General features: G+C 71.6%; 22 protein-coding genes and 3 pseudogenes. 16 read left to right on the forward strand and 9 right to left on the reverse strand.

The window, feature by feature from the left end; all coding sequences use genetic code 11:
- Window positions 1-108: 108 nt before the first annotated feature.
- Together ACWCPY_RS19495 and def are read right to left on the reverse strand one after the other, a co-directional pair.
- Entirely contained in the window at window positions 109-711 is a 603-nt protein-coding gene (locus tag ACWCPY_RS19495; protein WP_451266509.1) for a L,D-transpeptidase family protein, read from the reverse strand.
- Between the two features lie 250 nt (window positions 712-961).
- Window positions 962-1,621 (reverse strand): peptide deformylase, encoded by a 660-nt coding sequence (gene def, locus ACWCPY_RS19500; protein WP_451266511.1) that lies wholly within the window; start codon window positions 1,619-1,621, stop codon window positions 962-964.
- Window positions 1,622-1,747: 126 nt separating this feature from the next.
- On the opposite strand from def, the gene ACWCPY_RS19505 reads away from it, so the two are divergent.
- The 4 genes from ACWCPY_RS19505 to ACWCPY_RS19520 all read left to right on the forward strand — a co-directional run bounded on the left by ACWCPY_RS19505 (window position 1,748) and on the right by ACWCPY_RS19520 (window position 4,176).
- Entirely contained in the window at window positions 1,748-2,320 is a 573-nt protein-coding gene (locus ACWCPY_RS19505; protein WP_451266513.1) for a helix-turn-helix domain-containing protein, read from the forward strand.
- A gap of 209 nt (window positions 2,321-2,529) precedes the next feature.
- The gene (locus ACWCPY_RS19510) at window positions 2,530-2,940 is read left to right on the forward strand and encodes a VOC family protein (protein ID WP_451266515.1); all 411 of its coding nucleotides are present in this window, start codon (window positions 2,530-2,532) and stop codon (window positions 2,938-2,940) included.
- 84 nt (window positions 2,941-3,024) lie between these two features.
- A complete protein-coding gene (locus tag ACWCPY_RS19515) occupies window positions 3,025-3,651 on the forward strand; it encodes a glyoxalase (protein ID WP_451266517.1) in 627 nt (208 codons plus the stop codon).
- Between the two features lie 69 nt (window positions 3,652-3,720).
- Window positions 3,721-4,176: a pyridoxamine 5'-phosphate oxidase family protein gene (locus ACWCPY_RS19520; RefSeq protein ID WP_451266519.1), complete on the forward strand. Its 456-nt coding sequence runs from the start codon at window positions 3,721-3,723 to the stop codon at window positions 4,174-4,176.
- A 65-nt stretch (window positions 4,177-4,241) separates the two neighbouring features.
- Here ACWCPY_RS19520 and ACWCPY_RS19525 read toward each other — a convergent pair whose 3' ends face one another.
- Window positions 4,242-5,153, reverse strand: coding sequence for a LysR family transcriptional regulator (locus tag ACWCPY_RS19525; RefSeq protein WP_451266521.1), 912 nt, complete (start codon window positions 5,151-5,153; stop codon window positions 4,242-4,244).
- Window positions 5,154-5,255: 102 nt separating this feature from the next.
- On the opposite strand from ACWCPY_RS19525, the gene ACWCPY_RS19530 reads away from it, so the two are divergent.
- Window positions 5,256-5,612 (forward strand): DoxX family protein, encoded by a 357-nt coding sequence (locus ACWCPY_RS19530; protein WP_451266523.1) that lies wholly within the window; start codon window positions 5,256-5,258, stop codon window positions 5,610-5,612.
- A 61-nt stretch (window positions 5,613-5,673) separates the two neighbouring features.
- On the opposite strand, the gene ACWCPY_RS19535 is transcribed toward ACWCPY_RS19530, so the two are convergent.
- Window positions 5,674-6,117 carry a nuclear transport factor 2 family protein gene (locus ACWCPY_RS19535; protein ID WP_451266701.1) on the reverse strand — a complete coding sequence of 148 codons (444 nt, stop codon included), beginning with the start codon at window positions 6,115-6,117 and terminating at the stop codon, window positions 5,674-5,676.
- A gap of 769 nt (window positions 6,118-6,886) precedes the next feature.
- Between ACWCPY_RS19535 and hemC the strand changes: the two genes are divergently transcribed.
- Together hemC and thpR are read left to right on the forward strand one after the other, a co-directional pair.
- Window positions 6,887-7,822: a hydroxymethylbilane synthase gene (hemC, locus tag ACWCPY_RS19540; RefSeq protein ID WP_451266525.1), complete on the forward strand. Its 936-nt coding sequence runs from the start codon at window positions 6,887-6,889 to the stop codon at window positions 7,820-7,822.
- Window positions 7,823-8,003: 181 nt separating this feature from the next.
- The gene (gene thpR / locus ACWCPY_RS19545; RefSeq protein ID WP_451266527.1) at window positions 8,004-8,600 is read left to right on the forward strand and encodes an RNA 2',3'-cyclic phosphodiesterase; all 597 of its coding nucleotides are present in this window, start codon (window positions 8,004-8,006) and stop codon (window positions 8,598-8,600) included.
- Window positions 8,601-8,637: 37 nt separating this feature from the next.
- Here the strand turns inward: thpR and ACWCPY_RS19550 are convergent, their stop codons facing one another.
- A complete protein-coding gene (locus ACWCPY_RS19550; RefSeq protein ID WP_451266529.1) occupies window positions 8,638-9,315 on the reverse strand; it encodes a TetR/AcrR family transcriptional regulator in 678 nt (225 codons plus the stop codon).
- Between ACWCPY_RS19550 and ACWCPY_RS19555 the strand changes: the two are divergent.
- The 4 genes and pseudogenes from ACWCPY_RS19555 to ACWCPY_RS19570 form a co-directional block, all read left to right on the forward strand.
- A pseudogene (locus tag ACWCPY_RS19555) lies at window positions 9,216-9,998 on the forward strand (zinc-binding dehydrogenase); the annotation flags it as partial. The gene ACWCPY_RS19550 and the pseudogene ACWCPY_RS19555 sit on opposite strands and share 100 nt — an antisense overlap.
- The gene (locus ACWCPY_RS19560; protein ID WP_451266531.1) at window positions 9,994-10,290 is read left to right on the forward strand and encodes a zinc-binding dehydrogenase; all 297 of its coding nucleotides are present in this window, start codon (window positions 9,994-9,996) and stop codon (window positions 10,288-10,290) included. The pseudogene ACWCPY_RS19555 and the gene ACWCPY_RS19560, both read left to right, overlap by 5 nt.
- 103 nt (window positions 10,291-10,393) lie before the next feature.
- Window positions 10,394-10,768, forward strand: coding sequence for an MFS transporter (locus ACWCPY_RS19565; protein ID WP_451266703.1), 375 nt, complete (start codon window positions 10,394-10,396; stop codon window positions 10,766-10,768).
- Window positions 10,744-11,121 (forward strand): annotated as a pseudogene (locus tag ACWCPY_RS19570) (peptidoglycan-binding domain-containing protein); the annotation flags it as partial. The gene ACWCPY_RS19565 and the pseudogene ACWCPY_RS19570, both read left to right, overlap by 25 nt.
- An 83-nt stretch (window positions 11,122-11,204) precedes the next feature.
- On the opposite strand, the gene ACWCPY_RS19575 reads toward ACWCPY_RS19570, so the two are convergent.
- Both ACWCPY_RS19575 and ACWCPY_RS19580 read right to left on the reverse strand, forming a co-directional pair.
- Window positions 11,205-11,588, reverse strand: a complete 384-nt coding sequence (locus tag ACWCPY_RS19575) for a hypothetical protein (protein ID WP_451266533.1) — start codon at window positions 11,586-11,588, stop codon at window positions 11,205-11,207.
- Between the two features lie 187 nt (window positions 11,589-11,775).
- A complete protein-coding gene (locus ACWCPY_RS19580) occupies window positions 11,776-12,510 on the reverse strand; it encodes a dienelactone hydrolase family protein (protein WP_451266535.1) in 735 nt (244 codons plus the stop codon).
- A 109-nt stretch (window positions 12,511-12,619) separates the two neighbouring features.
- On the opposite strand from ACWCPY_RS19580, the gene ACWCPY_RS19585 reads away from it, so the two are divergent.
- The 3 genes and pseudogenes from ACWCPY_RS19585 to ACWCPY_RS19595 form a co-directional block, all read left to right on the forward strand.
- Window positions 12,620-13,102, forward strand: coding sequence for a MarR family winged helix-turn-helix transcriptional regulator (locus ACWCPY_RS19585; RefSeq protein WP_451266537.1), 483 nt, complete (start codon window positions 12,620-12,622; stop codon window positions 13,100-13,102).
- Window positions 13,103-13,462: 360 nt separating this feature from the next.
- A complete protein-coding gene (locus tag ACWCPY_RS19590; protein ID WP_451266705.1) occupies window positions 13,463-13,912 on the forward strand; it encodes a hypothetical protein in 450 nt (149 codons plus the stop codon).
- Window positions 13,837-14,235 (forward strand): annotated as a pseudogene (locus ACWCPY_RS19595) (LuxR C-terminal-related transcriptional regulator); the annotation flags it as partial. The gene ACWCPY_RS19590 and the pseudogene ACWCPY_RS19595, both read left to right, overlap by 76 nt.
- Window positions 14,236-14,781: 546 nt before the next feature.
- On the opposite strand, the gene ACWCPY_RS19600 reads toward ACWCPY_RS19595, so the two are convergent.
- Together ACWCPY_RS19600 and ACWCPY_RS19605 are read right to left on the reverse strand one after the other, a co-directional pair.
- Entirely contained in the window at window positions 14,782-14,994 is a 213-nt protein-coding gene (locus ACWCPY_RS19600) for a DUF4287 domain-containing protein (protein WP_451266539.1), read from the reverse strand.
- Between the two features lie 83 nt (window positions 14,995-15,077).
- A complete protein-coding gene (locus tag ACWCPY_RS19605; RefSeq protein WP_451266541.1) occupies window positions 15,078-15,755 on the reverse strand; it encodes a DUF998 domain-containing protein in 678 nt (225 codons plus the stop codon).
- 122 nt (window positions 15,756-15,877) lie between these two features.
- On the opposite strand from ACWCPY_RS19605, the gene ACWCPY_RS19610 reads away from it, so the two are divergent.
- The gene (locus ACWCPY_RS19610; RefSeq protein WP_451266543.1) at window positions 15,878-16,498 is read left to right on the forward strand and encodes a TetR/AcrR family transcriptional regulator; all 621 of its coding nucleotides are present in this window, start codon (window positions 15,878-15,880) and stop codon (window positions 16,496-16,498) included.
- 156 nt (window positions 16,499-16,654) lie between these two features.
- Window positions 16,655-20,740, forward strand: coding sequence for a Pls/PosA family non-ribosomal peptide synthetase (locus ACWCPY_RS19615; RefSeq protein ID WP_451266545.1), 4,086 nt, complete (start codon window positions 16,655-16,657; stop codon window positions 20,738-20,740).
- Window positions 20,741-20,750 lie beyond the last annotated feature (10 nt).

Below are 20,750 nucleotides of genomic sequence, written 5' to 3' on the forward strand. Positions count from 1 at the left end.
GGATTTCGGAGCCGGGGCGCCGCGCGGAGAACCCGCGCACCGGCGGGTACGACCGGCGCGGCGGCTGCGTTCCGGGCCGTGGCCTCGGAGCACAGCCGCCCCGCACCGTCAGACGACGACGAGACGGTTGGGCGCCGAGCCCCGGCCGAGGTTGCGGAACAGTTTCTTGATGTCCTCCGGGGCGAGCTTGATGCAGCCCGCGGACTTGTAGTCGCCCACGCCGTCCCAGCGTCGGCTCTCGGTGCTGCCCTGGCCTCCGGTGCGGGTCATCTCGCTGTGGATGAAGAGTTCCGTGCGCGTGGTCCGGCCGTTCCTGCACGTCTTGTTGCTCAGCGGGATGGCGTACCCCTTGATGAAGTTGCCGTTGTAGCGGGTCTGGCGGGCGCCGACGGTGTACGTGCCGGCGGGCAGCCAGCCCTTGCCCGAGGCGCACTCGTCGCGCCCCTTCGCACTGTCGCGGCCGAGCCCGGAACCGGCGCGGAAGACGGCCTCCGTCCTCTTGTTGCGTACCACCATCAGACGTGAGTTCTGAGGGTCATCGGCGTTGCGTACGAACTTCAAGGTGGTGACGGCGGCGGCCGCAGCCGGGCGGCCGCCGGACGCGGGAGCGGCCTGACCGCCCGGGGCGGTGGCGGCGGCAAGGGTCACCACGGCCATGGCACTCAGGCCGATGACAGCGGCACGGGTACGCAGGGGAGAGGTCGCGGACATGGGTGATCACTCCTTCGAGGTCGGTCGGGCCGGCGTGCCCCGGGAGTCCGGGAGCGTGTTCCCGGACTCCATCGGTCCCGCGTCGAGCCGTGGGGACCGTGGGGTGCGGGGTGCCGTGGACCAACCATGAGCCCTCGAAACGGCCGTACGGAACGCCTGGCCGTCATGCGCCGATGGCCGGTCATGCATGCACCTATGCACCGCTCCGGCCTGCACTTATGCCTGCCATGGCAGGCAGGTGCGAGCGGCGTTACTTGCCCAGCTCCGCGGCCAGGGCGGCACGCCGGGCGAACATCTCCTCCTTGGACTCGGCCATCTCGCGCAGCGCCGCCTTCCGCTCCCGCTGGGCGAGCCGGTCCAGATAGAGGTGGCCGCGCAGGTGGTCCGTCTCATGCTGCAGGCACCGGGCGAAGTAGCCCCGGCCCTCGATCACCAGGGGCGCGCCGTCTCTGTCGCGGCCTCGTACGACGGCGTGGTCGAGCCGGGGCACCACACGGTACGGGCCGGGAACGGACAGGCACCCCTCGGATTCCTCGACCAGGCTGCGATCCTCGGCCGGCACCTCGTCCAGGACGGGGTTGGCGATGTGACCGACATGGCGGACCCCCCATTCATCCGTGATGTCCCATACGAACAGCTGCAGATCCACGTCGACCTGGTTGGCGGCGAGACCCGCGCCCTCCGCCACCTGGTTCGTGGCGAACATGTCGTCGATCAGCCGCGAGAGCTCCGGCGTGCCGAACCGGGTGACCTCCTGGCATCGACGGCGCAGAATCTCCTCCCCGACGACGGTGATACGGCGCACCGCGCCCCGTTCCACCTCCGGCGCGAGCCTCGGATAGGACTCGACAGGTTCGCCCTGCACGCGTACCCGGCGGTCGTGGGGGGTGTCACCGAACCGAACAGTCATGGATCATCAACGCCTTCCGTGCGTGCCCGAGCCGACCAGGGGCCGTACGCGGGATTCCGAATGCCGAACTCCGTCCGGTCGCGGTCGACTTGACCGAATGCTTTGCAAAGTAGCACCCTTTGCAAAGTGAGCGATGAAAACCGTCAATCAGCCCCCGTGGGACCGCCGCCGTCGCGACGTGCCCGGCAGCCCCTCCCGGACCATCCCGTACGCGTCGCCCTTCTGGACCTCCTCGCCGAGGTCGGCACCGTCACGTCCACGCAGGCCGCAGCCCGGCTCGGCCACAGCTCCGGCCTCTGCTCATTCCACCTGCGCCAGCTCGCCCGGCACGGCCTCATCGAGGAAGTGCCGCACAAGGGCGGGCGCGCGCGGCCGTGGCGGCTCCGCTGGGAGCCCTCCCGAGCCTCCGGCCAGGAAGCGCCGGAACAGTTCGACGCGCTCGCGCGCGGGCTGGAGGACGAGAGCTACCAGCACTGGCTGGCCCACCGGGACCAGGCGCCGGCCGAGTGGCAGCACGACGAGTCCTTCAGCGCCGTGGTCCACCTCACTCCGGCGGAGACGACCGAACTCGCCGCCGCCATCCGCCTCCTGCTGGCCGGCTACCGCGAACGGGACCAGCACCCCGCCGCCCGCCCGGCAGGCACTGTGGCCGTCGCCGCGGTCACCAGGCTGTTCCCCCTGCTGACCGAGCGGCCCTGAGCCGGTTCTGCATGTCCGATGCAGTGCGTCCCGGGGCGGGCGGAGCATCTCGGGTTCGAGTGGATTCCGCCTTGTCGGCAGTGAGCCGCCCGGTGATGGAGTGCCCGACCGGGCGGGACCTGGACGCCGCACTCCGCGAGGTGCGGTGATCGCGTCCGGCGCTCCCGTTCGAGGGGTGCGGCCGCCGAGCCGGCTCTAGCATGATCGTTATGGACATCACCATTCACACGAGCTTCCTCCCGCACGACGACCCGGAGGAGTCCCTGGTCTTCTACCGCGACGTCCTCGGCTTCGAGGTCCGCGGCGACGTGGGACAGGGCAAGATGCGCTGGATCACGGTCGGCCCCGCCGGCCAGCCCAGCACGTCCATCCTCCTGGCCCCGCCGGCCGCCGATCCCGGGGTGACCGAGGACGAGCGCCGGACCATCGCCGAGATGATGGCCAAGGGCACCTACGGCTGGATCCTGCTGGCCACCCGGGACCTCGACGGCACCTTCGACCAGGTGCGGGCCCGTGGCGCCGAGGTCGTCCAGGAGCCGACCGAGCAGCCGTACGGCATCCGCGACTGCGCCTTCCGCGACCCCGCGGGCAACCTCGTCCGCCTCCAGGAACTGCGCTGAGCCTCCGAAGCGGACGGCCGGGGCGGCAGGACCGATCAGGAATCGAGAAGCACCGGTCGGCGGGCCGCATCTAGCGTGACGGACATGGCATCCATCGAAACCATCACCCTGGAAGTGGCCGACCCCACGGCGGCCCACCGCTTCTGCACCACCGCCTTCGGGCTGGACACCCAGGTGCGCCTGCGGGCCTCGGAAGCGTCCACAGCCGGCTTCCGCGGATTCGCGCTCGCGCTCACCGTGTCCCAGCCGGCCACCGTCAACAACCTCATCGACGCCGCACTCGACGCGGGCGCCACGTCGCTGAAGCCCGCCGCGAAGTCCCTCTGGGGCTACGGCGGCGTCGTACAGGCCCCGGACGGGACCGTCTGGAAGGTCGCGACCTCGGCGAAGAAGGACACCGGCCCCGCCACCAGGCAGATCGACGACATCGTGCTCCTGCTGGGAGTCACGGACGTGGTCGCGAGCAAGCGGTTCTACGTCGAGCGGGGCCTGGCCGTGGCGAAGAGCTTCAGCCGTGTGTACGTCGAGTTCGCCGCCGGGGCGAGCCCCGTGAAGCTGGCGCTGTACAGGCACCGCGCCCTGGCCAAGGACGTCGGCGTCTCCCCGGACGGAACCGGATCGCACGGGCTCGTGATCGGCAGCGACGCCGGGCCCTTCACCGACCCGGACGGGTTCGCATGGGAGGCTGCCTCACTGGCGCACACGCCCTGACGCACCCCTGCTGACCGCCGTCGAGCCGAGGAACGGCCCCGCACGAGATGACCGGAGGTAAAAGGAAGCATGACAGGCGAGCCGCCGCGTGGACTCGATGAGAGGCTGCGGGACACCCGCGCGAAGCTGGAGAGCGAGATCGACATCTGGGTCGCGACCTCGGGCACCCCGGGCGGCGCCCACCTCATCCCGCTCTCGTACCTCTGGGACGGAACCGCGGTCCTCGTCGCGACGCCGCGTACCTCGGCCACCGGCCGCAACCTGCTGGCGGACGGCCGGGTACGACTCGGCCTCGGGCCGACGCGCGACGTCGTCGTCATCGACGGCACCGCCGAGCCGGTGGACCTCACCGACCTCGGTGCGGAGGCGGGCGACGCATTTGCTGCCAGGACCGGTTTCGACCCGCGCGGACTCGACGAGCCCTACCAGTACTTCCGGATCGTGCCCCGACGCGTTCACGCCTGGCGGGAGGCGAACGAGCTGCAGGGACGCACCCTCATGCGCGACGGCCACTGGCTCGGCTGACCACCGCCGCACCGGAGCAGGCCCCGCCCCGCAACCGGATGGTGCGTCGGCCCCGCAGACGTGGATCAGTCGCCGCTCTCCGTCGGCTGCGGTCTGTTGTCGACACAGCAGCGGACGAAGTCCTGGACGACGGGATCGGCGTCGTCGGCGCGGGCCCATACGACGCCGACCCGACTGGGACTGACACCGCTGACAGGACGGTAGATGATGCCGGGACGGGCGTAGAAGCGGGCGGCCGACGCGGGGGCCAGGGCCATGCCGTAGCCATTGGCGATCGCGCTCAGCCAGTCGTCCGGCTGATCGGTGACGGCGCCGATGCGGACCGGGTGGCCGTCGCGTTCGTCGGTGGCCAGCCAGTAGTCGCGCCACCGGCCCGTCTCGGGAGGGGCGGCCACGAACGGCTCGTCCCACAGATCCCGGAAGGCGATCACCTCGCGCGCGGCGAGAGGGTGCCCGGCGGGGAGGGCGACCCAGCGGGGCTCGGTGAACAGCACCACCGTCCGCAGCGCGTCCTGGCCGGGAAAGGGCAGCCGCAACAGGGCGACGTCGGCGTCCCCGTCGGCGAGCCCGGCGCTCGGCTGCGACCAGGCGGCCTGCCGCATGTCCACCCGCCAGCCCGGCCGACGCCGGGCGAACTCCGCGATGATGCGCGGAGTCGCCTCGTTGGCGGCACTGGCCATGAAGCCGACCCGCAGCACACGGGCCGCCCGGTCGGCCGCGCTCCTGGTCTCCCGCAGCACCTGGTCCCACTCGGCCAGCAGCGCGGGTACCCGCTCTCCCAGGGCCCGGCCCGGTTCGGTGAGTGCCATGCCGGTGCGGGACCGCGTGAACAGTCGCACCCCCAGCAATGCCTCCAACTGCTTGATCTGCTTGGTGAGTGCCGGCTGGGACACGAACAGCCGCTCCGCGGCACGGGTGAGGGACCCCTCCTCCGCCACGGCGACGAAGTAGCGCAGCAGCCGGGTGTCCACATCCATGCCGCCAGGTTATGGAAACAGGTATTGGAAGTCACTCAGGACTCGGGGGGAGGCTTGTCGCAGCGAGCAGACAGAGCTCCGAGGGAGTGGAGGGAGCGGCACATGTTCACCGCTTACGCGATCATCACCGTCATCACGATCCTGGCCAATGCCGGGATCGCCGCAGCCGACTTCTCACGGGCGGGGTTCGTCGTCGCCAACTCGACCGAGGTGGGCGTCCCGCAGACCTGGGTCCCGTGGCTCGCCGCACTCAAGGCCGCGGGAGCCGCCGGACTCCTGCTCGGGCTCATGGGATTCACTGCCGTCGGCGTCGCCGCCGCGACGGGACTCGTCCTGTTCTTCATCGGTGCGACAGCGGTACACATCCGTGCCCGCGTCCACCACAACATCGTGTTTCCCGGCGCCTATCTGGTCCTGGCCGCCGCGTCCCTCGTTCTCGTCCTCGCGGTCGGGCAATAGACACGGTGCGGATCGGGACCGGCCCCGTGAGCCCAACGGGCCCGGGCGGAGCCGACAGCCCCTACGGCTGCTCGGCGACCCGGCGCAGGTGGCGGCTCACATCGCCGACGAGCTTGATGTCGACGCGCCGCTCCACGAAGCGCCACTGCCCGTCTCGACGCTCGAAGCGGTCCCGGTACCGGCCGGCGGCGATGGGCTGCAGTGCCAGTTCGGGCAGCGCCTGCAACACGGTGACGTACGAACGTGACACCGCCGTGCCGGTCTGCTCGTCGACCTCGATGGCGATATTGGTCGTGACGTGCTGGGTCCGCGGAGTGCCGTCGGCGTAGACGATCAGCGTGTCCCGGAACATCCTCTCGATCGCAGCGCGGCCGCGCACCGGAACTCCGCTGCCGACGAAGGACGCGTCGGCGAGCAGAAGACCGAGCCCCGCGAAGTCCCCGTCGTCCACGAGCTCGGCGTAACGCATGATCAGGTTCTCGACGGTCCGGTGACTCGCCATCATGTCGGCGGAGCGGGACACGGATGCGGACACTTCTGTCTCCAACTGTCTCCAAGGGTCTTCGAGCAGCGGCGGCGGTCTCCGGCGCGCGGTGCCCCCGGTGGCGACAGATTACCCATCCCGCCGGTACCAACGGCCGTACGGGGGAATACTGTCCGCCGTCCGCGCAGGTGGGCGTGGCTTCGTCCGGGATCGACCATGATCATTCGGCGTATGGTCATGGCCCTCGGCGCCTTCGCCGCGACCACTCTGCTCGCCCTGTCCGTCCCCGTACCGGCTGCCCATGCCGCCGAGTGCGGGGTCCGCTCCGACGGCAGGCTCTACTGCGGCAACAAGGCGGGCGCGAAGGGGTACGCCGACCGCTCCCACCGTTCCGCGACCCGCGACCCGCGGCACGCTCAACGGCACCTTCAGCTGGTTCCAGTGCTGGGGACACGGCGACCCCCACCCGGGAGGACGACATCTGGTAGTGGACACAGCTCGACAACGGCACGTGGGGCAACGTTCCGGCAGCGGACATGAGCACGGGCCAGGACTCCGCGCCCGGTTGCACGAGTGCTGAGAGGGCGTCATGCGAGGCCTGCATCCGGTTCGCGTCGTCGGGGATGTCCGCCGGGCCGTCCCTGGACCCGGGTCGGGTTCGGAACACGGCGTCCCGCCACGCGCTCTCCTCGCACGCCTGCCCGATCAAGCCAACTTGTCGGCCGATCCCGCGACATGGACGCCCGGGGCGCGCGCCGGAACCCGGACCTGACGGTCTATCGTGAGCGGTATGTCCGCCCCTGAGCTGATCCGTATCGTGTCCCGCGACTCGCCCATGGCCCTCGCCCAGGTGGAGCGCGTCCGTGCCGAGCTGGCCGCACTCCACCCCACCACCGCCACCGAAGTCGTCCCGGTCAGGACGACGGGTGACAAATGGATGGGCGACCTCGCCCAGGTCGAGGGAAAGGGGGCGTTCACCAAGGAGGTCGACCAGGCACTGCTCGCCGGGGAAGCCGATCTCGCGGTGCACTGCGTCAAGGACATCCCCGCGGACAGGCCCCTGCCCGCCGGGACCACCTTCGCCGCCTTCCTCGAACGCGACGACATCCGCGACGCGCTCATCCACCCCGGCGGTCTGCGCCTCGACCAGCTCCCGCCCGGCTCCCGGATCGGCACCTCCTCCGTACGCCGCATCGCCCAACTGGCCGCTTCCCACCCGCATGTGGAATGCGTACCGATGCGCGGCAACGCCAACCGTCGCCTGGAGAAGCTCGCCGCGGGCGAGGCCGACGCCCTGCTCCTGGCCGTCGCCGGCCTCGTACGCATCGACCGCACCGACGTGATCACCGAGATCCTGCCGGTCGAGATGATGTGCCCGCCGATCGGAGCCGGCGTCCTGGCCCTGCAGTGCCGCGAAGGGGACACCGCACTGATCGACGCCGTCAGCCCCCTCGGTCACCCCGCCACGTATCGCGAGACCACCGCCGAGCGGATGTTCCTCCACGTCCTCCAGGGCCACTGCAACAGCCCCATCGCCGGATACGCCCAGGTCGAAGGCAACGGCGAACTGTCCCTGCGGGCCAAGGTCTTCACCCCCGACGGCAAGACCGTCCTCAACGCCCACGAATGGGCCGGCCCCCTCGACCCCGCCACCCTCGGTACCTCCGTCGCCGTCAGCCTGCTGCGCCAGGGTGCACGCGAGCTGATCGACGGCATCGCACACTGACACCGGCCCCCGTCATCCGAAGCGAGTCCGGCGCCGACGGCCTCGGGGGACCCGGGCCGGCGCCGGGTCGCTCGGCCTCGTCGCCGCCCCGGAAGTCGCTTCCTCGGTATCACGGCCGCCAGCGCGCTTCCGCCGTACCCGGGTCGTCGCATCCATCACCGGGTGCGGTACGAAGTCCGGTGTGAACGATCAGACTCAGCCCGCCACTGTTCGCGTGTTCATCGCGCTCGCCCCGCCCGATCACGCGAAGGATGAGCTGGCCCGGGAGTTGCGCCCCGCCCATGACACGCACCCTCGCATGCGGTGGAACCGCATCGAGGACTGGCACATCACCCTGGCGTTCCTCGGGGAGCTGCCGGTCGGGACAGTTCCGCTCCTGCGCCCGCCCCTCGCCGACCTCGCGGCGGACCACCGGCCACTGTCTCTGGCACTGCGTGGCAGCGGGAACTTCGACGACCGGGTGCTGTGGAGCGGAATCGACGGAGACCTCGATGAGCTGCGCATGCTCGCCGCCGATGTGCGTACCGCGGTCAGGAGCCGCGGTGTCGCCTTCGAGGAGCGGCCCCTGCGGCCCCATCTGACGTTGGCCCGTGCCCGCCGGGGGGACCGGTCCTCGGTGGAAGAAATCGCGGAGAGGCTCGCCGGCTTCACCGGGCGGCCATGGACCACCGAACGTCTGCACCTGGTGGGCAGCAACGTCGGCCGCAGCCGGGGACCGATCCATTACCGCGACATCGAGGCCTGGGCCCTCGGCGACGGGAGCCCCACCGGAACTTGAGCGGACTTCCGAGGCGGTCGCCACGCCCCCGGACGAGTCACCTGTCCGGCGTCGTCGCGTCCGTGGGGGCGTGCTCCCAGCGGTCGGCCAGCAGGGCGGGGGAGGGGGCGGCCCCGGGCAGTCGGGGGTGGTCGCAGCGCAGTCCGTCGAGAGCGATGGCGATCGTGCGCTTCCGGGCGTTGCGCGCCGCGTCGATCAGATCGGTGCGGCCCTGCCGGTCGAGTTGCTCGATCAAGGGGGACTTGCCGAGTTGTTCGATCAGTAGCGAGACGTCTGTGGCCGTGGCGTCCGGCCTGAGTACTCCGGCGGCGTGCGCGCGGGCCACCAGGTCTCGCATCAGCTCATCCGACCTGCTGAACTTGGCCGCCATCTCGTCGGTGACGGCGATCGTGCCGGCCAGCGGCCCGAGGGAGCCGCCGCTGAACTCGACGCAGGCGCTGATGTAGTGCGTGAGGCCTTCCCACGGGTCGTCGTGCCGCAGGCCGTGTTCGGCGGCCTGGATCCACTGGTCGAGCGAGAGCGCGCACAGGCGCTGGAAGAGTTCGTCCTTGGACCGGTAGCGGCGGTAGAGGCTGGCGATGCCGACTCCGGCGTGTGCGGCGATCGCGGCCACCGATGCGTGCGCCCCGTCCACGGCCAGGACTTTCTTCGCGGCCTCCAGGAGGGCCTGGTCGTTGCGTTCTGCTTCGGCGTGTCGGGGAGCTCTGCGGGCCATGGACGCACTGTATCCCTTTGCGAAGCGATTCACTCCGTTATAGATTCCTTCAAACGAAGCGAATTTATCCGTTTGGGGAGACGCAGACGCGCTCGGGCGGCGGACCGTTCGGCAGGCCCGCCCTGCCCCGCGTACCCGGGCAACGGCGTGGGCGTCCGCATCGTCGCCGTCGGGGAGGGCGCGGATCCGGCCCTGATCGGCACGACCCCGTGGTCACCACCACCGGCGGCACGGGCGGCTATGCCGAACTGGCACTGGCCCGGGCCCAGGACGTGGTTCCGGTTCCCGAGGGCCTCGGACTCAAGGACGCGGTCGCGCTGCTGGCCGATGGGCGTACGGCGTTGCTGTTGCACCGGCAGGCGGAGGTGAAGCCGGCGGAGCACGTTCTGGTGGAAGCTGCGGGAGGGGGTGTCGGCAGCCTGCTGGTGCAACTCGCCGCCTCGACGGGCGCCCACGTGACCGGCGCCGCCCGAGGAGTCGACGAGGCCGCACGGGTCACCTCGCTCGGCGCGGCCGCCTATGTCGACTACTCCCGGCCCGACTGGCTGGATCGGGTGGCGGAGGCGACCGGCGGTGCCGGACTCGATCTCGTCTTCGACGGAGTCGGCGGCCGGATCGGCACCGAGGCGATCGGGGCGCTGGGTGACGGCGGGCGCGTGAGCATCTACGGGATGGCCGGTGGCGCCGACGCCGAGCTCGACGCGCCCGGAGTCCGTCCTCGTCGACGCCGAGCTCTACGAGGACGGACTCCGGGCGCGTTCCATCGATGTCATCGGCCTCACCGCCGCACCGGGCCCCGCCCAGGCCCGCGCTCTCGTCGTCGATGCGCTGAACCTCGCGGCCGACGGGAAGCTGCGGCCGGTGATCGGCCAGACGTTCCCGCTGGAGGAGGCAGCCGCCGCGCACCGGGCCATCGGGTCCCGGACCACCACCGGCAAGACCCTGCTCGTCCCCGACGGTCGTGTCCATGACTGAGATCGGAGCCGGCACGGCCCAAGAAACACCCGCCGGAGCCGGAATCCGGGAGTGGGCCGCCCTGGCGGTCCTGGGCGGGCCCGCCGTGCTGGTGATGAGGAACATGTCGGTGCTCCATCTGGCACTGCCGAGCCTGAGCGCCGCTCCGCGGCCCGACGGCTCCCCGCTGCTGTGGATCACCGACATCTACGGCCTCATGGTCGCCGGGGCCCTGGTCACGACGGGCATGCTCGGCGACCGCTTCGGACACCGCCGCATCCTGCTGGTCGGCGCCGTCGCGTTCACCTGCGCCTCCGTCCTCGCCGCGTACGCGCCCGACGCCGGCCTGCTCATTGCGGCACGGGCGGTCCAGGGCGCCGCCGCCGCGCTGGCGCCGTCCTCCCTGGCGCTGATCCGCGCCCTGTTCACCGACGTCCGGCAGCGCACGCCGGCCATCACGATCCGGATGATGGCCCCGGCGCCGTCGGCGCGACCGTGAAGGCAGTCCAGTACCTGATCACCCGGCGCGGCACCGCGCTGGTCGCAGACGGTACGTACGGCTCGGTATCGGTATCCGCGGTCAAGAAGTTCCAGTCCGCCCGAGGCCTGGTGGCGGACGGTCAGGTCGGCCCGAAGACCTGGCCGAGTCCGGTCCACTCGCTCCGGCGGGGCAGCTCCGGAGCGCATGTCCGCAGTCTTCAGGTGGCGCTGAACAAGCACAGCGCGGGACTCGCCGTCGACGGCGACTTCGGCTCGGTGACCAACGCCGCCGTCCGCGCCCACCAGGGCGTCGATCGCCCCGTCATCGACGGCCAGGCGGGACCGAAGACCTGGGAGGCCCTCGTCGGGTGACGGCCCGGCAGGTCCGTACGCACCGGCAGTCGCTCGTCAGAAGCCCTGCGGGACTCCGTGCACCCGTTCGTCCGGTCCGCCGGCTACGGGCCCGCCACGCGGAAGCGGGCCAGGAGGGCTTGGGCCGACGGGGCGTCGGCGTCGAAGAACTGCGTGGCCAGCTCGGGTGGCACTGCGGTTCCGTGCATGCGGACCTCGTGGCATGTGAAGCAGAACGCCGCCTCGAACAGCGCCGGGCCGAGGGAGTCCTCGTAGGCCCGGACACTCCATCCCGGTGAGAATCCGCAGCGGTGCTGTTCGCTGCCGGGCAGGCTGTCGATCAAGGTCAGGACGTCGGCGATCTCACTCCCGGTCCAGTGGGCGACCGTCCGGCCCGGGTAGGGGACTCCCCGCTCGGTCGGGAGGGCGGAGATCCTCATGACCTCGATCAGGGCGGTGCTGGCAACGGCTTCGGCGGGGAGTCGCATGAGCGCAGTCTGCCCGCCGGGCCGCGGCCCGAGCCCCCCGGGGGGGCTCGCTCGGCCACTTCACGCACGTATCGTCGCCGTCGCCTGTCGGGCCGACAGCGGTGCATGGGTGGCACCGCGACTCAGCCGATGTCGATGCCGATGCCGATGCCGGAGCGGTCGCCCGGTCGGTCGAGCCGCCGGAGCGTCAGTTGCTGGACAGGGTGCGGCTCAGGAGGGGGAGCAGGCGGTCCCAGTGGCGCTGCATCCCGGAGGGGCTGAAGGCGTCGGTGTCGGACATGGCGAAGCCGTGGACGGTGCCGGGGTAGATCTCGGAGGTGTAGTCGACACCCGCGGCGTCCAGGGCCTGGTTGAGCTCGCCGAGGGTCTCGGGCGTCAGGTCGGATTCGGCGTGGCCGAGGTGGACCTGGGCGGTGAGTTCGGAGAAGAGGCCGGGCCCGTCGGCGCCCACGGGGGCGTGGAATGCGGCGACGGCGGCCACCTGGCCGGGGTGGGCCGCGGCGGTGCGCATCGCCAGGAGGCCGCCGATGCAGTAGCCGGTCACCGCGACCGGTCCGGCACTGACCTCGGGCTGGGCGGTGAGGAAGTCGAGGTAGGCGTCGGCGTCGCGCAGGGTTCGTTCGGCCGTGTGCTCCTTGATCAAGGGCATCAACCGGCCGATGAGCGCGGGCCGGACCTCTTCTCCGATGTGCTCGGGAAGTTCGACCACCGGTGTCGGGCCGTGCCGGTAGAAGAAGTTGGGGGCGAGTACGTAGTAGCCGTGCCCGGCCAGTTCGCGGGCCAGCTCCCGCAGTACGGGCCGGATGCCGAAGGCGTCCGGGTACAGCAGCACCCCGGGGTGCTGCCCGCCGCCGTCGGGGAAGGCTGCGAAAGCGTCGGCCCGGCCGTCCGCGGTGGGAATCTGCACTGTCTTGGTGGGCAAGATCTTCCGTCCTTGGAGTTCGCTCAAGCAATGTTAGTTTCACTAACGTTTTCGGCGTGAAGGACCGTACATCGTTAGTCGCACTAACGCAATCGGTAGAATGGGTGCCATGATCAGGGCCGAAGCCGCGGACATACCCGACGACAGCGCGCTCAGGACGCCCGACCGGCTGGGCCGACGGGCGAGCCGGCTGCTGTCGCAGCTGACCGTGCGGTCGGACCGGCTGATCACCGAGGGGCTGGCCCGGACCGACGCCCGCAAGTGGCACTACGCCGTGCTCGCCTCGCTGGAGGAGTACGGGCCGGGCAGCCAGGCGGAGCTGAGCAGGCGCTCCGGCATCTACCGCAGCGACATGGTCGGCGTGCTCAACGAACTGGCCGGGCGTCAACTCGTCGAGCGGGCACCGGACCCCGACGACCGGCGCCGCAACATCATCACGATCTCCGCCCGGGGCCGCCGCCACCTGCACCTCCTCGACACGGTCCTGGACGGGCTCGAAGACGAACTGCTCGCGCCGCTGAGCCCGTCCGAACGCGACCGGTTCGTGCTGCTGCTCGCCCGCCTGCTGGACCACCACACCCGTACCTCCTGACAATTCGGCCGACCGGCGCCGCGCGTCATACCCAGGTCCGACGCCGGAAGCCAGGCTCTGGTCCGATGCCCGGAGGAGGCGGCCGGGACAGGGTCGGGGGTATGACCATCCAGCCGCGCACCACCGCCCCCGGACCCTCGCCCGCAGCAGCCGTGTCCGATGCCGTGTCCGCCCCGCTCACCGCACGGCCCTCCGCCTCCCGCGGGCTCGGGCGCATCCTGCCGGTGGAGCGCATGGAGGCGTTCCCCGGCCGTTGGGTGGGTTGCGTCGCCATGATGCTGGGCCCGCCGTCATGCCATGAATCGCACGGCCGGGCGGCACCTCCACGCCATCGACCTCGCGGCGGCCCTCGTCCTGACCATGGTCTACGTCGGCTTCGCGGGCATGACCGCGGCCGACGGACAGCCGGCCTACGCCGGCCCGGCCTGGCTCGCCTGGTTGATCGCCGCCGCCGTCGGCCTGCCCGTCGCGGTACGCCGCCGCCGGCCGCTGCCCGTGCTGGGCGTCGTACTCGCGGCCCTCACCGCCGCCTCGGTCCTCGACCTGACCCGGGAGCCGTACGCCGCGGCGGGGCTGGCCGCCTACCTGGTGGGCCTGGCCGAGCCCGCTCGCCGTTCGGTCACGGCGCTCGTCCTCGCCCTGCCGGTGGCGGCCGGCGGGGTGTACCTGGGCGAGGCGTCCATCACCCCGGCCGGGGACGGGCAGGACGCCGCGGGCGTGGCCGCCCTGGTCCTGAGTACGTCTACGCCGCTCTCCGCGCGGGTGCGGCGGGCTTCCTCCTCAAGGACACGCCGCCGTCGGAGGTGCTGAGCGCCATCGCGGTCGTCGCCGACGGCGACTGCCTTCTCGCGCCCTCGGTCACCCGCCGTCTGGTCGCCGAGTTCACCCGCCGGCCCGAGCCGGGCCGCCCACCCGCCCGCATTCTTGAGGGCGTCACCGACCGCGAGTTGGAGGTCCTCGGCCTGATCGCCCGCGGCCTGTCCAACACGGAACTGGCGGAGCACCTGCACCTGAGCCTCGCCACGGTCAAGACACACATCGGAAGGCTGCTGGCCAAGCTCCGGGCACGCGACCGCGCGCAACTGGTGATCGTCGCGTACGAGACGGGCCTGGCAGGCGCGCACCGGCCATGAGCTGAGCCGTGTGGCCGCTCTACTGCAGGCCGTTCGTACCCCTGGGGGGTTTGCCTGCGGCGGGGAGCGGTTGATGACCTTCGTCCCAGTGGTTGGACCATCCGCAGAGCCCGCACGCGTACCGGCCGTTGAGGCCGTGGATCTCGGCGTCGCAGCCGCGGCATCTGGTGGTGGTGATCTCCGGGGTCATGACGGGGCCGGGCGCGGTGGACGACCAGCCGCACTGGTTGCTGCAGGTCCAGGACCCGTCGGGGCCCTGGGTGGCCGCTGCGCCACAGTTTCCGCACGTCATCGGAGACCTCCCCGGGGTGGCCCCGCCGACGGAGCGCGGTGGGGCCGGGGCCAGTCTGGCAGGGGTTCGGGGGTGCTGGGGAGGGGTTCGGGGCGCGCGTGACCTGTTCCGGGGTGATTCGGCGCGTGTTTCGCGTCCGCTTTTCGAACAGGTGCGGCATCGATGCGTGTCCAAGTACGACTGCCGAGAGTGCCGGGCCCGGTGGCGTCGCGGCCCCGGGCCGGGCCCGTCGAGTCGATACGGCGGCGGGTGGGCTACTCGCCCTTGTCCTCGGCGAGGGTGTGTGCGACGAGGGCGTTGGCGTGGCCGTGGCCGAGGCCGTGCTCGGTCTTGAGCCAGGAGACGAGTTCCATGTGCTTGGTCAGGGGAGAGGACCGGATGAGGTCCTTCCACTCGCTGATCGGGCGGCCGTACTTCTTCTCGATCGAAGGGAAGTAGCCGGCAGGGCCCTTGACCGGTTCAGTCATGATGCTGTGTCCCATCCGTCCATGCTTGGTGATCTTGGATTGTTGCTCTGTTCCCGTCCGAGAGGGAAGCCGCAGGTGAGTGTTCACCGCTGCGCTGTCGGCTCGGCGGTGAGGAGTCGGGCCGACACCGCGGTGAGCCAGAGGAGGCCGAGTCCCGCCCCGGCCGTGAAGGCCAGGGCGCCGGCGGAGGAGCCCACGAAGCCGGCGAGGACTCCCACCGGTACGAGGCGGCAGGCGATGGCCCAGCCGCGCCGGCGCCGGGAGGCGAAGAGCCGGGCCAGCACGATGAACGCCGCGCACAGCGCGAGATAGCCCACTCCCGCGCTGAGCATGTGGGCGGCGCCGTGCGCGCTCATCGAAGTGGCCGGTCCCTCCGGCGCGCCCGCCGGAAACCCGGCGCCGGGGTCGGCGGTGAACACCCCGGCGAGGAGGAACGAGGCGCCGAACACCGCGACCAGCCGCGGGGCCCAGACCCCGCCGGGGGCATCGCGCAGGGCCCGGCGTATCCCGATCGCGCCGACGACGGCCAGCACCCCGGTGAGCAGGAAGCCCGTCACCTGGATCCAGCCCAGGTCGCCGAGGCTGAGCTGGCTGATGGCGTTGCGGGTGAAGTCGAAGCCCTCGCGGGTCAGACCCTGGATCAGCCCCGCGCCCAGGAACAGCGGGCCCGCCGCGACGCCGGCGGCCAGCAGGGCTCGCGTCGTCCGTCCCGTGGAGTCCGGGGGGCCGGCCGTGATCGGGGCGCCGATCGTCTGGGTCATGGGAGTCCTCCTCGATCGCGGGCACCGCGCAGAACTGGACGGTGTGGTACTGCCAGGAACTGGACGGTACAGTACTCACATAGGAACTGGACTGTCCAGTACTGTCAGTGCAAGGGGACGGCATGGAAGCGAACGAGCAGGGCAGGTCGGCGCGGAAGCGCCAGGCGATCATGGAGGCCGCCACCATGGCGTTCATGGAGAAGGGCTACTCCGGCACGAGCATGGACGACATCGCGAAGCTGGCGGCGGTGTCCAAGCAGACCGTCTACAAGCACTTCGCCGACAAGGAGAAGCTGTTCGCCGAGATCGTCCTGGCCACCACCGACCGTGTGGACGGCGTGATCGACCTGGTGGCCGACATCCCGTCCGACGCCGACGCGCTGGACGAGAATCTGACCCGCCTCGCCCGGGAGTTCCTCACCACTCTCACACAGCCCCAGGTGCTTCAGCTCCGGCGCCTGGTCATCGCCAACGCGGACGCCTTCCCCGAGCTCGGCGCGGCCTGGTACGAGCAGGGCTTCGAGCGGGTCCTGGCCACCCTGGCGGCCACCTTCCAGCGTCTTGCCGAGGACGGACTGCTCCGGATCGACGAACCGCTGCTGGCCGCCAACCACTTCTCCGGCCTGCTGATGTGGATCCCGGTGAACAAGGCGATGTTCCACGGCGGTCCCCGGCACACCCAGGCCGAACTCGACCACTACGTCACCGCCGGCGTCCGCGCCTTTCTCGCCGCCTACCGCTGACCGTCGGCACCCGGACCTCCGGACCGCGTGGAGGCACCGAGCCTCCCCGGAACAGCGCAGAAGGCCGAGCCGGGCATCGGGCTCAGCTTCTTCTCAGCCGGTGTCGCCCAGTCTTGAGGTGACCGAGCACCTTTCGTATCGGATGAGGGGGAGTTCATGGTCTCCCGCACTGTCGTGCTGCCCGGCATGCCGATCGGTGACCGCACCGAACCGAGGCGAACGGGCAGCGCGGACAGGCTGAACCATTTCTTCGAGAGCGCCTGCGACCGCACGCCGTCGGCCATCGCGCTCGAATGCGGCGAACACCGGCTCACCTACGCCGAACTCGACACCCGGGCCAATCGAGTCGCCCACCACCTGCGCCGGATCGGAATCGGACCGGGCAGGCTCGCGGCCCTGCTGCTGCCGCAGTCCGTGGAGACGTACGTGTGTCTGCTGGGTGTCTGCAAGGCGGGGGCGGCGTTCGTCCCGGTCGACCCGGCGGCACCGCCCGACCGGGCCGATTTCATCCTGCGTGACGTGGGTGCCGACGTGGTGCTGACCACGTCCGCTCTCGCCTCCGGCGCCGTCTGGGCCGGGCCGCGCAAGGCGTGCCCGGTGGTCGAGGCCGACACGTGCGCCGGGGAGTTCGACCGGCTGCCGCCCTGGCGCCCGCCCACGGAAGGCCGGGACGTGGGGGACCGGGACGGGGACGATCCATTGGCGTACGTCATGTATACGTCCGGGTCCAGCGGCAGGCCCAAGGGCGTGGAGATCGCCCGGTCGAGCATCTGCAACTTCCTGCGCGTCGTCTCCCCGGTCTACGGCGTCCGGCCGCAGGACCGGGTGTACCAGGGCATGGCGATCTCGTTCGACTTCTCCATCGAGGAGATCTGGCCGACCTGGGCGGCCGGCGCGACGCTCGTCGCCGGACCGGCCGGCCCGGGACGGCTCGGTGCCGAGCTCGCCGATTTCCTCCAGGAACACGCGGTGACCGTCCTGTACTGCGTACCGACGCTGCTGGCGACGATCCCGCGCGACCTCCCGCGGATCCGCAGCGTCGTCGTGGGAGGTGAGGCCTGTCCCGCCGCGCTCGTCGAACGCTGGAGCAGGCCGGGACGGCGCATGCTCAACACCTACGGACCGACCGAAACCACCGTGACGGCCACCTGGCAGGAACTCCTCCCGGGCCGCCCGGTCACCATAGGCCGCCCCCTGCCGACGTACACGGCCTTCCTCCTCGACGAGCGGCTGCGCCCCGTGCCGCAGGGCACCGTAGGCGAGATCTGCCTGGGCGGCCCCGGCCTCGCCCGCGGCTACGTGGGAAGGCCGGACCTGACCGCCGACCGCTTTGTCGAGCACCCTCTGGCGTCCGGCAACGGCTGCCTCTACCGCACCGGCGACCTCGGCAGAATAACCGACGACGGGGAGATCGAGTACCACGGCCGGGCGGACGCGGAGGTGAAGATCCGCGGATACCGCGTGTCGCTGGAGGAGATCGACAGCGTGTTGCTGGAGGACCCCGGCGTCGCCCAGGCAGGCACCGCCCTCGTGACCGCGCGCGACGGCGACAGCTCTCTCGCCGCGTACGTCGTGCGCTCCGAGGAGGGCGAAGGCCCCGGGGGAGACGACGTTCTCACCGCCCGGCTGCACGAGCGGCTGCGCCGGTCGCTGCCCGCCTACATGGTTCCGTCGACCCTGGACTTCCTCGGCCGGCTGCCGGTCATGCCCAGTGGCAAGGCCGACCGCACGCGGCTGCCCCCACCGGCCGGCCGCCGGTTCGCCGCCGTCGGTCGGGTGGTTCCGGTCCGCGGGGACCTGGAGACGGGAGTGCGCGACGCATGGGCGCAGGCGCTCGGCATCGCCCCCGGTGAGCTGTCGGCGGAGGCCGACTTCTTCACGGACCTCGGCGGTCACTCCCTGCTCGCCGCCCGTGCCGTGTCGTTGCTGCGCGACCGGGAGGGCGCAGCCGGCGCCACCCTGCGGGACCTGTACGAGAACCCCACCGTGCGGGCGCTCGCGGCACGTCTGGGCTCCTCGGCCGGCCGGGCCGGCCCGGCGGCGAGGCCCCGCCCCGCCCCGCTCCGGCACGGCCGCGGGCGGATCGCACGCGCGGGGATCGCCCAGACGGCAGCGCTGTACGGGCTGCTCCTGCTGCTCACCGGGCCGGTGGCGCTCTCCTACGTGGCACGCCACGGCCAGGTGTCGGGCTGGGGAGCGGTGTGGCTCACCGTCACCGAGATGGCCGGCTACCTCGTCGTACGCTGGCTCGTCCCGGTCGCTCTCGCCCGACCGCTGGCGGCGGGCATCGGGCCCGGCCGGTACCCGCTGTGGGGGACGACCTATCTGCGGCTGTGGGTGCTGGACGTGCTCGTGTTCGGCATCGGTCCCCTCCGGGTGCTCAGCGGGTCCCCGATGATGGGCCCCTATCTGCGGCTCATGGGCGCCCGCGTCGGGCCCGACGCCACCATCGCCACCAGCCTGATCGGCCTGCCCGCCCTGCTGCGCATCGACCGCGACGCCGCGATCGGGTACGGGGCCGTGCTGCGTCCCTGGCAGGTCACCGACGGGTGGGTCACGGTCGCCCCGATCACCATCGGCGCGGGGGCCTTCGTAGGCGCCAACGCGGTCTGTGAACCCGGCGCGTGCCTGGGGCCCGGTTCCGCGCTCGGCGAGCAGTCCGTGGCGGGCCCGGACGAGGCGGTACCCGCCGGGGAGCGCCGTGCCGGATCGCCCGCACGCCCTGTCGCAGCACTCTCGCCGGCCGTCGAGGCGATGCTGCGGACCCGGGGCGGGACGGACCGCTGGCGGCCGCGCCAGCTGGCCGCCGTCCTGCTCGGCCTGGTTCTGCTGGAGACCGCCGTGATCGCCATGGCCCTGCCGAGCGTCGTCCTGCTCTGGTGGGCCTGGCTGCGCGGCGGCACGGTCGCCGGACTGGCCGCCGCCGCGCTGTCCGGCCCGGTCTTCGTGGCCACGGTGTGCCTGATCGTCGCCGTCGGCAAGCGAGCGGTTCTGCGCAGGACACCCCCGGGAACCCACCCGGTGCGTTCCGCGCTCGGCGTACGCAAGTGGATCGCGGACAAGCTGCTGGAGTACAGCCTGCTGTTCACCAACTCGCTCTACGCCACGCTCTACACGGTTCCGTGGCTGCGGCTGCTCGGTGCCCGCATCGGCCGGAACGCCGAGGTGTCCACCGTGTCGCACGTCGATCCCGACCTGCTCACCCTCGGCGACGGCAGCTTCGTCGCCGACCTGGCGGGCATCGGTACCGCCGCCTTCGCGGCCGACCGTGTGACCTTCGGGCCGACCGCCGTCGGTGAACGCTCCTTCGTCGGCAACGCGGCGCTCGTTCCCGCCGGAACACGGCTCGGTCCGGGCTGCCTGATCGGTGTGGGCACGGTCCCGCCCACGGACCGTGTGCCTGCCGACAGCACCTGGCTGGGCTCGCCCGCGCTGCGGCTCCCCGTACGCCAGGACAGCGGTACGTACCCCGAGGAGCTGACGTTCTCGCCCTCCCGCAAGGCCGTGCTCGGCCGCCTGGCCATCGAGTTCCTCCGGATCACCATGCCCGCCTCGCTCCTGGCCGTCAGCGGCTGTCTGTACCTGCTGGCCCTGTCCGGCATCGCCCGCCGGAGCGGGACGCTCGGGACGCTGCTGGTGTCCCCGCTGCTCGCCATGGGCGCCGCGCTGGCCGTCATCGCGTACTGCGTCGTGGCCAAGTGGGCGGTCGTCGGAAGGTACCGGCCACGCGTCGAGCCCCTGTGGAGCCTGTTCGTACGCCGTACGGAGTTCGTCACCGGCCTGTTCGAGGCGGTCGTGGTCCCGCTCGGCGCGTCTCTCCTGATCGGGACACCGGTCCTGCCGCCGTTGCTGCGCCGGTTCGGTGCCCGGATCGGACGGCGCACCTGGATCGGCACCACGTACCTCACCGAATTCGACCTGGTGGAGGTGGGCGATGACGCCGAGATCGGCATGCACGTCTCGTTGCAGAGCCACCTGTTCGAGGACCGGGTGATGAAGATGTCGAAGGTGACCGTCGGCGCCGGGGCGAGCATCGGACCACGCACGGTCGTGCTCTACGACACGGTGGTGGGCGCCGATGTCCGGCTCGGGGCGCTGTCGCTGGTCATGAAGGGGGAGCGGCTGACAGCGGGGACGAGCTGGCAGGGGCTCCCGGCCGAAGGTGCCACCGTGGCACCCGCCCGCGACGCGTCCGACGGTCCGGACCGTCCCGCGCGCTGTCCCGCCCCGTCCGTGCGCTGAGGGAGGACGC

Source organism: Streptomyces sp. NPDC002403, from assembly GCF_053593015.1.

What these genes read in the sequence shown, in the direction of transcription:
- ACWCPY_RS19510 (WP_451266515.1), top strand. Translation starts at nt 2,530, where the DNA reads ATGGACATCACCATTCACACGAGCTTCCTCCCGCACGACGACCCGGAG.
- ACWCPY_RS19605 (WP_451266541.1), bottom strand. Translation starts at nt 15,755, where the DNA reads ATGACCCAGACGATCGGCGCCCCGATCACGGCCGGCCCCCCGGACTCC.
- ACWCPY_RS19525 (WP_451266521.1), bottom strand. Translation starts at nt 5,153, where the DNA reads ATGGATGTGGACACCCGGCTGCTGCGCTACTTCGTCGCCGTGGCGGAG.
- def (WP_451266511.1), bottom strand. Translation starts at nt 1,621, where the DNA reads ATGACTGTTCGGTTCGGTGACACCCCCCACGACCGCCGGGTACGCGTG.
- ACWCPY_RS19610 (WP_451266543.1), top strand. Translation starts at nt 15,878, where the DNA reads ATGGAAGCGAACGAGCAGGGCAGGTCGGCGCGGAAGCGCCAGGCGATC.
- ACWCPY_RS19590 (WP_451266705.1), top strand. Translation starts at nt 13,463, where the DNA reads ATGGTCTACGTCGGCTTCGCGGGCATGACCGCGGCCGACGGACAGCCG.
- ACWCPY_RS19530 (WP_451266523.1), top strand. Translation starts at nt 5,256, where the DNA reads ATGTTCACCGCTTACGCGATCATCACCGTCATCACGATCCTGGCCAAT.
- ACWCPY_RS19585 (WP_451266537.1), top strand. Translation starts at nt 12,620, where the DNA reads ATGATCAGGGCCGAAGCCGCGGACATACCCGACGACAGCGCGCTCAGG.
- ACWCPY_RS19615 (WP_451266545.1), top strand. Translation starts at nt 16,655, where the DNA reads ATGGTCTCCCGCACTGTCGTGCTGCCCGGCATGCCGATCGGTGACCGC.
- ACWCPY_RS19575 (WP_451266533.1), bottom strand. Translation starts at nt 11,588, where the DNA reads ATGCGACTCCCCGCCGAAGCCGTTGCCAGCACCGCCCTGATCGAGGTC.
- hemC (WP_451266525.1), top strand. Translation starts at nt 6,887, where the DNA reads ATGTCCGCCCCTGAGCTGATCCGTATCGTGTCCCGCGACTCGCCCATG.
- ACWCPY_RS19550 (WP_451266529.1), bottom strand. Translation starts at nt 9,315, where the DNA reads ATGGCCCGCAGAGCTCCCCGACACGCCGAAGCAGAACGCAACGACCAG.
- ACWCPY_RS19515 (WP_451266517.1), top strand. Translation starts at nt 3,025, where the DNA reads ATGGCATCCATCGAAACCATCACCCTGGAAGTGGCCGACCCCACGGCG.
- ACWCPY_RS19535 (WP_451266701.1), bottom strand. Translation starts at nt 6,117, where the DNA reads ATGATGGCGAGTCACCGGACCGTCGAGAACCTGATCATGCGTTACGCC.
- ACWCPY_RS19600 (WP_451266539.1), bottom strand. Translation starts at nt 14,994, where the DNA reads ATGACTGAACCGGTCAAGGGCCCTGCCGGCTACTTCCCTTCGATCGAG.
- ACWCPY_RS19565 (WP_451266703.1), top strand. Translation starts at nt 10,394, where the DNA reads ATGTCGGTGCTCCATCTGGCACTGCCGAGCCTGAGCGCCGCTCCGCGG.
- ACWCPY_RS19495 (WP_451266509.1), bottom strand. Translation starts at nt 711, where the DNA reads ATGTCCGCGACCTCTCCCCTGCGTACCCGTGCCGCTGTCATCGGCCTG.
- ACWCPY_RS19520 (WP_451266519.1), top strand. Translation starts at nt 3,721, where the DNA reads ATGACAGGCGAGCCGCCGCGTGGACTCGATGAGAGGCTGCGGGACACC.